Below are 12,000 nucleotides of genomic sequence, written 5' to 3'. Positions count from 1 at the left end.
CCCGCACCCCTGCCCCTGTTCCCGCACCCCCGCCCCGCTTCCCGCCCCCGTCCGGGACAATGGAGGTTTGTACGGAGCACGGCGGTCGCGGAGGCGGCGCTGTCGCGGCGGCGGTGCTCATCGTGTGGCAGGAGCGCGCTCCTGCTCGTCTTGTGGCAGGAGATCACGCGCGGTGTCCCAGAAGCAGGAAGCCCCCTCGGCCGGTGACGGCCGTCTCGACCTGCAGGCCGACTGCGGCAGCTGCTTCGGGCTGTGCTGCGTGGCGCTGCCCTTCGCCGCCTCGGCCGACTTCGCGGTCGACAAGCCCGCGGGCAAGCCGTGCGGCAACCTCCAGGCGGACTTCAGCTGCGGCATCCACGCCCGCCTGCGCGACAAGGGCTTCTCCGGCTGTACGGTCTTCGACTGCTTCGGCGCGGGCCAGAAGGTCTCCCAGGTCACCTTCGGCGGTACGGACTGGCGCAGCGCGCCGAAGACGGCGCGGCCGATGTTCGACGTGTTTCCCGTCATGCGCCAGCTCCACGAGCTGCTCTGGTACCTGACCGAGGCGCTGTCGCTGCCACCCGCCCGCCCCGTCCACAAGGACCTCCGCCGGGCCCTCGCGGAAACCGACCGGATCACCCGGGGCAGCGCCGAGCAGCTCGCGCAGGTGGACGTCGCGGCCGTACGGCAGGAGGTCAACGCGCTGCTGCTGCGTACCAGCGAACTGGTGCGGGCCGCCGTTCCCGGCCGCAAGAAGAACCACCGGGGAGCCGACCTGATCGGCGCCCGGCTCGCGGGCGCCAACCTGCGGGGCGCCAACCTGCGCGGCGCCTGTCTCATCGCCGCCGACCTCACGGGCGCCGACCTGCGTACCGCCGACCTGATCGGCGTGGACTTCCGCGACGCGAACCTGCGCGGCGCCGACCTCACCGGCGCCGTCTTCGTCACCCAGTCCCAGCTCAACGCGGCCAAGGGCGACGCGGCGACCAAGCTGCCGGCGGGCCTCGCCCGTCCTGCGCACTGGAAGTAGCGGGGGCGTGCCCCGCCGGGGCGGTCAGGGGCGCGGTGCCCCGGCCGCCTTGTCACCGGAGGCGCCGTTGTCCGTCCCGGCCGCCTTCTCCACAGACGCGCCGTTGTCCGTCCCGGCGGCCCCCTGCACGGAAGCACCGCTGGCCGGTTCCTCCACCGGTTCTTCCGCCGGTCCCTCCCCCGGCTTCTCCACCGACTTCACCGACTCCGCCGGAACCAGCCCCAGCGCCACATCCCTGGCCGCCTCCGCCTCCCGGCGGAAGAGCCGGAACCACATGAAGACGACGAAGCCGGCGAACACGAACCATTCCCCGGTGTAGCCCAGGTTCTGGAACGCCTTCAGGTCCAGCCCGCTGCCCTCCGCCGCCGTCGGCGGTACGGCCCGCAGCGGGGCCTGCGCGTCGGTCACGGTGATCCAGGCGTCGTACACGTCGTACGGCACGATGTTGACCAGCGACGCCGCGCTGATCATGCCGAGCTGCCCGGCCGGCAGCCCGCCGCCCGCGTGCACCCCGTCGGTGCCCTGGTTCTCCGACGCCTGCAAGGCACCGGTGACCTTCACCTCTCCGCCCGGCGGCGCGGGCACCTTCGCCCGGTCGCCCGGCGCGTCCGCGTCACCGGGCAGCCAGCCCCGTACGACCGGCAGGGCCTTGCCGCCGTCCGTACGCAGCAGCGTCAGTACGTAGAAGCCGCGCCGCTGGTCGAGCTCGCGACCCGGTACGAGCAGTTGGTGCGCGGTGTCGTAGCGGCCGGTCGCGGTGGCCTGGCGGCCGGAGGTGACCTTGTCCACCGGCAGCAGCTCCGCCAGCGGCCGGGCGGCCGCGGCCTTAGCCTCGGCGGACCGGTCCTCCTGCTGGTGGTGCGTGTCGACGCGGTCCTCGAAGCGGCTCAGCTGCCAGCTGCCCATGAAGATGCAGAAAGGGATCGCCAGTACGGCGAAGACGTTGATTCCCCACCACCGCGGGGTCAGCAGGAACCGGTACACAGGGCCAACGGTACGGGGAGCGCCGCCCGGGCCGGACGGCGGGGCCGAACCGCCCCGCCACCGCACGCCCGGCGGGGACCACCGGCTACTTCGCGGGCAGGGCCCCGGTGCGGTAGACCGTGCCCGCGCAGGCGTCCGGGATCTTGGCGTCCGCCGCCGCGGGCTCCCCGGCCTCCGGGGTGTGATTGAGCACCACGCCGCCCGGCGGCTTGGAACCGCCGCCGCCCGGCGTGCCGTCGTCGCCGCCGGCCTGGCCGCCGCCGCCCGTGGTGCCGCCGCCGCTGCCGCTGTCCGTGGTGGCCGCCGAGACGCCGGGCGAGGACTCGCCGGGTGCCTTGGACGGGGCCGGGGACGGCGAGGGCGGGGGCGCCGCACAGCCGGTGGCACCGCCGCCCTCGGCCGGCACCCACGCGAACTTGACCTCGTACGCCTGGCCCGGCTTGAGCACCAGCTGGTCCGGCGTGGTGATCGGATCGGGCAGGCCGGGGGCCGCGTCGCCCGCCGTGTGGTCCACGACGCTGATGCGCGAGCTGTCCGTACCGCCCTGGGCGTGTATGCCGACCTGGCCGCCGCCCTCGACCGAACAGGTGGTGTCGGAGGTGTTCACGACCCGGAACGAGCCGTAGATCCGGCCTGCCGAGTCGGCCGGGCCGACCGTGCTGACACCGTTGCCGAGCTGCGCGCGTGCGCAGGCGGGCGAGGCGACGTCCATCGTCGCGGACGGGTCGGGGGTGGTGCCGACGCCGGTGCCGGGCTGCTTGCCGTTCTTGTCCGGGCCCTTGCCCGGCTCGGTGGGCTTGGCTCCCTCTTCCGTCTTCCGGCCGTCGTGGCCGGTCGGCGGCTTGTCGGTGCGCTCCGTGCCCTCGCCGTGCGAGCCCGTGGTGCCGCCCGGGGTGCGCTGCGTGCTGGCGGCGTTCGCGGGGCGGTCCTCGGGGCCGTCGGTGAAGCTGGCCACGTGCACCATCGCGGGGATGGACGTACCGCCGAGCAGGAGGGCCGCGGCCGCGCCGACCACGGCGTGACGGCGCCGGCGGCGCCGGGCCGGGACCGCGCGGCGCAGCTGGTCGAGCGCGTCGGGGGCGGGCTCCAGATCGTCGACGGCGGTGTGCAGCAGGCGCCGCAACTCGTCCTCGCCTACGCCGGGACCGTCGCCGGATCCGAGGCCGAAGCCGTCACCGGAACCGAGGCCGTCGCCTGGGCCGTCGCCGACGACTGAGCCTTCGGTGCCTGGGCCGTCGCCGCCCCGGGCCTGCGAGTCGTGCAGGTCGTGCGGGCCGTGCGGGTCGTTCGGGCCGTGCGGGTCGTTCGGGCCGTGCGGGTCGTGCGGGTCGTTCGGTTCTTGCGGAACGTGCTGGTCCTGCCGGTTGTACGGATCGTGCGGGTCGTGCGGGCCGAACAGCTTGCCACTCATGCGGGAGCCTCCATGGCGACGCGCAGCGCCGCGATACCCCGTGAGCCGTACGCCTTCACCGAACCGAGCGATATCCCCAAGGTCTCGGCGACCTGCGCCTCGGTCATGTCCGCGAAGTACCGCAGGACCAGGACCTCGCGCTGGCGACGCTGCAGTCCGCGCATCGCCTTGATCAGTTGGTCGCGTTCCAGGAGGTCGTACGCGCCTTCCTCCGCGCTGGCCATGTCGGGCATCGGCTTGGAGAGCAGCTTCAGCCCGAGGATGCGGCGGCGCAGCGCGGAGCGGGAGAGATTGACGACGGTCTGGCGCAGATAGGCGAGGGTCTTCTCGGGATCACGCACCCGGCCCCGGGCGGAGTGCACCCGGATGAAGGCTTCCTGGACGACGTCCTCGCACGAGGCGGTGTCGTCCAGCAGCAGCGCGGCCAGCCCCAGCAGCGAACGGTAGTGCGCGCGGTAGGTCTCGGTGAGATGGTCGACAGTCGTGCCCGCAGCCATCGCGTCGTCAGTGTCCCCACGCTGGGGAGAGAGCTGCGCGGGTTGCGCGGGCTGCGCGGCGGGCCACGGGGCGATCACCGGCATGCCCCCGGGCATACGGGGCCGCAACGGCCGCACCGCCGTGCCGCCGGAGCCCCCTGGGGCGAGCGTGATGCCGAGTACCTCTGCCACGCCTGTTGGACACGTTTCCCCCCATCAGGGTTGTACGCGCAAGACACCGTTTTTGACGGCGGGTCAAATGCCCTCATGCGTACCAGCTCTTCCCCAAATACCCCATTTGTTCCGCAGGTCCGTGGCCGCCCGTGAGGGGCGGCGACAAAGACGCTTCCCTCCCAACTGCCGGTTGCAGCAAGGGGGGAAGCGCATGGTCGAACACGCCGTCGGACCAGTTCAAGTGGTTTGGACCAACGACTCGCTCACAGGACCTTCACACGTCTCACAAGGTATCTCCTGAGCGGATCAGCCACAGCACCAATCGGGTCAGAGCCCGGCCCGAAGCGGCCCACCGGGGCCGCCGACAGCGGTTCCCGGCCACCGAACGCCGATTACCAGACACCGGCTCTCTCCGGGGCCCGGACTCCGGCGTCCTACCCGGCCATCTCCGCCGCGACCACCTCGGCGATCTGTACCGCGTTCAGTGCCGCGCCCTTGCGAAGATTGTCCCCGCACACGAACAGCTCCAGCGCACGGGGGTCGTCCAGCGACCGCCGTACCCGCCCGACCCAGGTCGGGTCCGTGCCGACCACGTCGGCGGGCGTGGGGAACTCGCCCTGCGCGGGATCGTCGCAGACCACCACGCCCGGCGCGGAGGCCAGGATCTCGTGCGCCCCGGCGACCGTGACCTCGTTCTCGAACCGCGCGTGCACGGTCAGCGAATGCGTCGTGATCACCGGAACCCGTACGCAGGTGGCGGAGACCCGCAGACCGGGCAGCCCCAGGATCTTCCGCGACTCGTCGCGGACCTTCAGCTCCTCCGAGGACCAGCCGTCCTCCTTCAGGGACCCGGCCCACGGCACGACGTTCAGCGCGACCGGCGCCGGGAACGGCCCGAGCGTGTCGCCCATCGCCCGCCGCACGTCACCGGGCGTGGTGCCCAGTTCCGTACCCGAGACGGCGGCGAGCTGGGAACGCAGCGTGTCCACACCGTCCTTGCCCGCGCCGGAGACCGCCTGGTACGAGGAGACGACCAGCTCGCTGAGCCCGTACTCGGCGTGCAGGGCACCCAGCGCGACGATCATCGAGAGGGTGGTGCAGTTCGGGTTGGCGACGATGCCGCGCGGGCGTACCCGCGCCGCGTGCCCGTTGACCTCGGGGACCACCAGCGGCACGTCCGCGTCCAGCCGGAACGCGGCGGAGTTGTCCACGACCACCGCGCCCTTGGCGGTGGCGATCGGCGCCCACTGCGCGGCGACCTCGTCCGGTACGTCGAACACCGCGACGTCGATGCCGTCGAACGCCTCCTCGCCCAGCGCGAGGACCTCGACCTCCTCGCCCCGTACGGTCAGCTTGCGGCCGGCCGAACGGGAGGAGGCCAGCAGCCGGATCTCACCCCAGACGTCGGCCCGCTCGGAGAGCAGGCCGAGCAGCACCGAGCCGACCGCGCCGGTGGCGCCGACGACGGCCAGATGCGGCTTGCGGGCCGCGCGGTCAGCCGCGCGGCCCGCAACCGGGAAGGGGGTCGTCATCGACCGGTGCCGCCGTACACCACGGCCTCGTCGCTCTCGCTGTCGAGGCCGAAGGCGCTGTGCACGGCCTGCACGGCTTCCTTGACGTCGTCGGCGCGGGTGACGACCGAGATGCGGATCTCGGATGTCGAGATCAGCTCGATGTTCACGCCCGCGTTGGACAGCGCCTCGAAGAAGGTCGCCGTCACCCCGGGGTTGGTCTTCATACCGGCGCCGACCAGCGAGATCTTGGCGATCTGGTCGTCGTAGCGCAGCGAGTCGAAGCCCACCGACGCCTTGGTCTTCTCCAGCGCCGCGACGGCCTTGCGGCCCTCGTCCTTCGGCAGCGTGAAGGAGATGTCGGTCAGGCCCGTCGAGGCGGCCGACACGTTCTGTACGACCATGTCGATGTTGACCTCGGAGTCCGCGATGGCACGGAAGATCGTCGCGGCCTCGCCCGGCTTGTCCGGCACGCCGACGACCGTGACCTTCGCCTCGGAGGTGTCGTGCGCGACGCCCGAGATGATCGCCTGCTCCATGGGCTGGTCCCCTTGCGGTTCGTTGCTGACCCAGGTGCCGCGCAGTCCGGAGAAGGACGAGCGGACGTGGATCGGGATGTTGTAACGGCGGGCGTACTCGACGCAGCGGTGCAGCAGCACCTTGGAACCGGAGCTGGCCAGCTCCAGCATGTCCTCGAAGGAGATCCAGTCGATCTTCCGGGCCTTCTTCACGACCCGGGGGTCGGCGGTGAAGACGCCGTCCACGTCGGTGTAGATCTCACAGACATCCGCGTCCAGCGCCGCGGCCAGCGCGACGGCGGTGGTGTCCGAGCCGCCCCGGCCCAGCGTGGTGATGTCCTTCTTGTCCTGGGAGACGCCCTGGAAACCGGCGACGATGGCGATGTTGCCCTCGTCCACGGACGTCTTGATACGGCCCGGGGTGACATCGATGATCCGTGCCTTGTTGTGCACGGAGTCGGTGATGACACCGGCCTGGCTGCCGGTGAAGGACTGCGCCTCGTGACCGAGGTTTTTGATCGCCATCGCCAGCAAGGCCATGGAGATCCGCTCTCCGGCGGTCAGCAGCATGTCGAACTCGCGCCCCGACGGCATCGGGGACACTTCCTGCGCGAGATCGATCAGCTCGTCCGTCGTGTCGCCCATCGCGGAGACCACCACAACCACCTGGTTGCCGTTCTTCTTGGCCTCGACGATCCGCTTGGCAACGCGCTTGATGCCCTCGGCATCCGCAACGGATGAGCCGCCGTACTTCTGCACGACAAGGCCCACGTGCGCTCCTCGCAAATGTCTCTTCGGGAGTTTCCTCCCGGACCCCCGGATATGGGGGTACTGCGGTCGGCTCAGTCTAACGAGCAGGCGGAATCCGCCTCGCCAATACCACATGGTGAGACATCAGGCTCACGTCACGCGTGTCGTGGAACGGCGTGGGCGCGCCGTTGCGCCCGCTCGGGCAGCACATGCCCGCTTCTCCGGGGGGCACACGGAAAGGTAAGCCAGGTCACATCGGGGGTGGTGTCCGTACGGGTGGGCCTTGCCGGGCGCCGCGTACCCGCCCACCGGGCCCTCTCACACCTCGCGCGGCCCCAGCGGCCCGTCTCACACCTCGCGCAGCCCCAGCGGCCCCGCGATCTCCGCCGCCATGACCTTGCCGGCCTCCTCGGCCAGCCGCTCCTCGTCGCCGTCCACCGCGCCGCTGTCCGTGTCCAGGCCGTCCAGCGCGTCCAGCGGCTGGTCGAGTCGCACGTGGGCGACCAGCGACTGCAGCGCGCGCAGGGCCGCGCTCGCCGTCGGCCCCCAGTTCGACAGGTACGAGAACTGCCACCACCACAGCGCCTCGCTGATCCGGCCCGCGCGGTAGTGCGCCAGCCCGTGCCGCAGGTCCGTGATGATGTCCGCGAGGTCGTCGGAGATCCGGCACGGGACGGGCTCGCTGCGCGGTACGTACGGGTCGAAGACCTCGGAGTACACGTCGACCGGGTCCAGCAGCCGGGCGAAGCGCTCCCGCAGCTCGTCCACGTCGGGCTCCGGGCCGACGTCGGGCTCGTACCGCTCGTCCGGCACGATGTCCTCGTGCGCGCCCAGCCGGCCGCCGGTCAGCAGCAGCTGGGAGATCTCCAGCAGCAGGAACGGCACGGCGCTGTCCGGCTCGTCGCCCTTGGCGACCTCGGTGACCGCGACGATGAAGCTCTCGATCGAGTCGGAGATCTGGACGGCGAAATCGTCCGGGTTCTGCGTCGCGTCGTGCAGCGTGGCATCAGACATCGAGAAGTCTCCTCCCTTCGAAGGCCCGCCCGAGCGTGACCTCGTCGGCATACTCCAGATCGCCCCCGACGGGCAGTCCGCTGGCCAGCCGCGTCACCCGTAGGCCCATCGGCTTGACCATGCGCGCGAGGTACGTGGCCGTGGCCTCGCCCTCCAGGTTCGGGTCGGTGGCCAGGATCAGCTCGGTGATCGTGCCGTCCGCGAGCCTGGCCAGGAGTTCCCGTATCCGCAGATCATCGGGGCCCACGCCCTCGATCGGGCTGATCGCCCCGCCGAGCACGTGGTAGCGGCCGCGGAACTCCCGCGTCCGCTCGATCGCCACGACGTCCTTGGGCTCCTCCACGACACAGATGACCGCCGGGTCACGGCGCGGGTCCAGGCAGACCCGGCACTGCTCGTCCTGCGCGACATTGCCGCACACGCTGCAGAACCGCACCTTCGCCTTGACCTCCATCAGCGCGTTCGCGAGCCGGCGGACGTCGGTCGGCTCGGCCTGAAGAATGTGGAAGGCGATCCGCTGCGCGCTCTTGGGACCGACGCCGGGCAGCCTGCCCAGCTCGTCGATCAGGTCCTGGACCACGCCTTCATACACGGAACGTCTTCTCTCTCTTCTGCCCTGGTGGGTACGCTAGTTGGCCGCTCCCCGGAAAGGGAGCCCCGTCCCCGGAACTCTTCCGCCGGGCCCGCCCCCGTATCCGGGACGGGCCCGTGGCCGGACGGCCCGGAAAGGGATCAGAAGGGGAGGCCGGGAATGCCGCCGCCGCCCAGGCCCTGGGCGAGCGGGCCGAGCTTCTGCTGCTGGAGCTGCTGGGCGCTGGCGTTGGCGTCCCGTACGGCGGCCAGCACGAGGTCCGCGAGGGTCTCGGCGTTCTCCTCCGCGGTACCCGCCTCCGGGTCCACCGCCTTGGGGTCGATGACCAGGCCCTGGAGCTCACCGGAGCCGTTCACGGTCGCCTTGACCAGGCCGCCTCCCGCCGAGCCCTCGACGGGGGTTTCGGCCAGCTCCTGCTGGGCCGCCGCGAGATCCTGCTGCATCTTCTGGGCCTGCTGGAGCAGCTGCTGCATGTTGGGCTGACCACCGGGGATCACTACGTGACTCCTGCCGTACGACAACGATTGGTGCGGTAGCCCGAGCCTACGTGCTCGAACGGCGCTACGCCCTACGCCGTACGGAGGAGCGGGGGTGTGCGGCGGGTCACGTGGGGGTGGGGGCCGACGGAGCCGGGGCCGCCACCGGAACCGGCACGGGTCGGCACCGTTCGACGCCGCCCCGTACCCGGTACTACTCAGTACTACTCAGTACTACTCAGTACTACTCAGTACTCGTTGTTGAACTCTTCGACCACCGTGGCCCCCAGCTCGCGGACGATCAGGTCGTGCCCGCTCAGCGCCGAGTCGACCAGGTCGGGGTCGTCCTCGGCGGGCATGTCGTCCTCGATCGACACCGGCGCGGGCTCCGGCTCGCGGTATCCGGCCTCCGGGCCGGCACCGCCCGCGGCACCACCCGAGGCACCGCCTCCGGATCCGTACGCCCCGCCGGAACCACCGTTCCCGCCGCCACCGGCCCCGTAACCGCCGCCTCCGGACGGGGTGCCCGTCGGCGCGACCGCCTGCCGCGCCATCTGCGCGCCCTGGCCGCCGCCCGTGGCACCACCCGCGTCGTACCCGGAACCACCGTCGTACCCACCGGACGCCCCACCGGGCCCGCCCTGGCCGCCACCCTGCGCGGGCGCGCCCGGGGCGCCACCGAAGCCACCACTGCCAGCACTGTTACCGCCGAAGCCGCCGCCCTGCGGCGCGCCTCCGCCGTAACCGCCACCACCACCGCCACCGCCGGGCGGATTGGAGCCCCCGGACGGATCGACGATCGCCTCGACCTTCCACTGCACATTGAACTTCTCGGCCAGCGCCTGCCGCAGCACGTCCTCGCTGCCGCCGTTGGCGAAGCTGTCGCGAGCCCCCGCGTTCGGGAAGCCGATCTGCAACGTCGTGCCGTCGAACCCGGCGACCTGCGCGTTCTGGCTGAGCAGAATCCAGGTGAAACGCCGCCGTCCCTTCACGGCCTCCAGAATCTCCGGCCACAGCTGCCGCACCTGCGCGGCCCCCTGCGCCATACTGCCGCCGCCCTGCGGGGCCTGCTGAGGCTGCTGCCCGGGCTGCGACGGCTGCGCATGCTGTACGGGTACGGACTGCCCCGACGCGGACGGCGCACCGCCCCCACCCGGACCACCCTGCCCAGGCGCGGCAGCCGTAGGCCATCCACCAGGCTGCCGCCCGGCGGATGCACCACTGGCCCCTTGCTGACCGGGCCAGGCACCGGGCTGGGCACCGCCCCCCTGGCTGCCGCCCTGCGCACCACCGGCCGCGTGCTGACCAGGCCAAGCCCCAGGCTGCCGCTGCCCAGCACCGGCACCGGCACCGGCACCGGCACCGGCACCACTCTGCGCGGCCTCCTGCCCGCTTCCAGCCCCGGGCCAAGCCCCAGGCGCCGCCCCGCCCCCAGGCGCACCAGCAGCCGCACTCCCTCCCCCAGGAGCAGCCGACCCACCAGCCCCATCAGCTCCCCCACTCACGGCTGCAGGACCACTGGCCGGGGCGGCGGGGGCACTCGCCGAGGCGGCCGAGCCACTCGCCCCTCGCACCGCAGCCCGCGCCGCCGCCGGGCCGGACGGCCCGGCGGGCCCCCCGGCAGGCGCCTCGGCATGCGCCCCGGCAGGCGGGCCCGCGGGAGGCGGCGCCACCGCATGACTGCCGGGCCCCGGTACGTACTCCACCGCAGGCCCGCCGATGCCCGTGGACACCGCGCCACCAAGGTTCAGCCCGGCCGTGCTCGCCCCGCGCTCCAGGCGGTCGAGGCGTGCCTGCACCGACCGCTCGTCGTCGTATGCGGCGGGCAGCAGCACCCGCGCGCAGATCAGCTCAAGCTGCAGCCGCGGCGAGGTCGCCCCCCGCATCTCCGTCAACCCGACATTGACCAGGTCCGCGGCCCGTGCCAGCTCCGCCCCCCCGAACACCGACGCCTGAGCCTGCATCCGCTCGACAACATCCGCGGGCGAATCAATCAGCCCCTTCTCCGCCGCGTCCGGCACCGCCGCCAGGATCACCAGGTCCCGCAGCCGCTCCAGCAGGTCGGCCACGAACCGCCGGGGGTCGTTGCCGCCCTCGATGACGCGGTCCACGACCTCGAAGGCCGCCGCCCCGTCGCCCGCGGCGAACGCCTCCACGATCGAATCCAGCAGCGACCCGTCGGTGTACCCGAGCAGGGCCGTGGCCATGGCATACGTCACACCGGCGTCGCCCGCGCCGGCGAGCAGCTGGTCCATCACCGACATCGAGTCACGCACGGACCCGGCCCCGGCCCGTACGACCAGCGGCAGCACACCCTCCTCGACGGGGATGTCCTCCTGCCCGCACACCTCACCCAGGTAGTCACGCAGCGTCCCCGGCGGCACCAGCCGGAACGGATAGTGATGCGTACGCGACCGGATCGTCCCGATGACCTTCTCGGGCTCGGTGGTCGCGAAGATGAACTTCAGATGCTCCGGCGGCTCTTCCACCACCTTGAGCAGCGCGTTGAAGCCCGCCGACGTGACCATGTGGGCCTCGTCGATGATGTAGATCTTGTACCGGCTGCTGGCCGGCCCGAAGAACGCCTTCTCCCGCAGCTCACGCGCGTCGTCGACACCACCGTGCGAAGCGGCGTCGATCTCGATGACATCGATGCTCCCCCGCCCGTTCCTGGCGAGATCCACACACGACTGGCACTCCCCGCAGGGATCGGGGGTGGGACCTTTCTCACAGTTCAGACAGCGCGCCAGGATGCGCGCACTGGTCGTCTTGCCACAGCCACGCGGCCCACTGAACAGATACGCGTGGTTGACCCTGTTGTTACGCAGGGCCTGCTGCAGCGGATCGGTCACGTGCTCTTGCCCGATGACCTGAGCAAAGGTCTCGGGGCGGTAGCGGCGGTACAGCGCGAGGGACGACACGCATACGACGATATCGGCCCCCACCGACAACCGGCCCGCCCCCGATCCCCGGAACGCAAACGCCCCCCACGCACCCGCCAGAGCTCACTTACCCTTGCTGCCTTCCGGCCCTGGGGGAGTTCGGTGAGATAGCGCCACGTGAGGGGCTGCGCCCAACCCTAGCG

10 protein-coding genes and 1 other RNA gene are annotated in these 12,000 nt (G+C 71.9%); 1 reads left to right on the top strand and 10 read right to left on the bottom strand.

Annotated features, from left to right (window positions below; translation table 11 throughout):
• Positions 1-172: 172 nt before the first annotated feature.
• Positions 173-1,009 carry a pentapeptide repeat-containing protein gene (locus IH45_RS0141060; protein WP_030681638.1) on the top strand — a complete coding sequence of 279 codons (837 nt, stop codon included), beginning with the start codon at positions 173-175 and terminating at the stop codon, positions 1,007-1,009.
• A gap of 24 nt (positions 1,010-1,033) precedes the next feature.
• On the opposite strand, the gene IH45_RS0141055 is transcribed toward IH45_RS0141060, so the two are convergent.
• The 10 genes from IH45_RS0141055 to ffs form a co-directional block, all read right to left on the bottom strand.
• A complete protein-coding gene (locus IH45_RS0141055) occupies positions 1,034-1,993 on the bottom strand; it encodes an SURF1 family protein (RefSeq protein ID WP_032919424.1) in 960 nt (319 codons plus the stop codon).
• Between the two features lie 85 nt (positions 1,994-2,078).
• Complete coding sequence (locus IH45_RS01000000144700) at positions 2,079-3,404, bottom strand: DUF4232 domain-containing protein (RefSeq protein ID WP_030681632.1); 1,326 nt, start codon at positions 3,402-3,404, stop codon at positions 2,079-2,081.
• Positions 3,401-4,072 (bottom strand): SigE family RNA polymerase sigma factor, encoded by a 672-nt coding sequence (locus IH45_RS0141045; protein ID WP_394298746.1) that lies wholly within the window; start codon positions 4,070-4,072, stop codon positions 3,401-3,403. The genes IH45_RS01000000144700 and IH45_RS0141045 overlap by 4 nt, the downstream gene beginning before the upstream one ends.
• A gap of 416 nt (positions 4,073-4,488) precedes the next feature.
• The gene (locus tag IH45_RS0141040) at positions 4,489-5,586 is read right to left on the bottom strand and encodes an aspartate-semialdehyde dehydrogenase (protein WP_030681629.1); all 1,098 of its coding nucleotides are present in this window, start codon (positions 5,584-5,586) and stop codon (positions 4,489-4,491) included.
• Positions 5,583-6,854: an aspartate kinase gene (locus IH45_RS0141035; RefSeq protein WP_003984653.1), complete on the bottom strand. Its 1,272-nt coding sequence runs from the start codon at positions 6,852-6,854 to the stop codon at positions 5,583-5,585. The genes IH45_RS0141040 and IH45_RS0141035 overlap by 4 nt, the downstream gene beginning before the upstream one ends.
• A 327-nt stretch (positions 6,855-7,181) precedes the next feature.
• Complete coding sequence (locus IH45_RS0141030; RefSeq protein ID WP_030681626.1) at positions 7,182-7,847, bottom strand: DUF5063 domain-containing protein; 666 nt, start codon at positions 7,845-7,847, stop codon at positions 7,182-7,184.
• Entirely contained in the window at positions 7,840-8,439 is a 600-nt protein-coding gene (gene recR / locus IH45_RS0141025) for a recombination mediator RecR (RefSeq protein ID WP_003984655.1), read from the bottom strand. Before recR ends, IH45_RS0141030 begins: the two co-directional genes overlap by 8 nt.
• Before the next feature lie 140 nt (positions 8,440-8,579).
• On the bottom strand, positions 8,580-8,936 hold the full coding sequence (locus IH45_RS0141020; protein WP_107058815.1) for a YbaB/EbfC family nucleoid-associated protein: 357 nt from the start codon (positions 8,934-8,936) through the stop codon (positions 8,580-8,582).
• A gap of 227 nt (positions 8,937-9,163) precedes the next feature.
• The gene (locus tag IH45_RS0141015; RefSeq protein ID WP_030681620.1) at positions 9,164-11,836 is read right to left on the bottom strand and encodes a DNA polymerase III subunit gamma and tau; all 2,673 of its coding nucleotides are present in this window, start codon (positions 11,834-11,836) and stop codon (positions 9,164-9,166) included.
• A 52-nt stretch (positions 11,837-11,888) separates the two neighbouring features.
• Positions 11,889-11,987: signal recognition particle sRNA small type (gene ffs / locus IH45_RS1000000146005), an RNA gene on the bottom strand.
• Positions 11,988-12,000: the final 13 nt, after the last annotated feature.

Source organism: Streptomyces rimosus subsp. rimosus, from assembly GCF_000720725.1.
GTDB classification, from domain to species: domain Bacteria; phylum Actinomycetota; class Actinomycetes; order Streptomycetales; family Streptomycetaceae; genus Streptomyces; species Streptomyces rimosus_A.
Note: the sequence above shows the minus strand (reverse complement) of the source record. Positions and strands in the feature narration are given on the sequence as shown.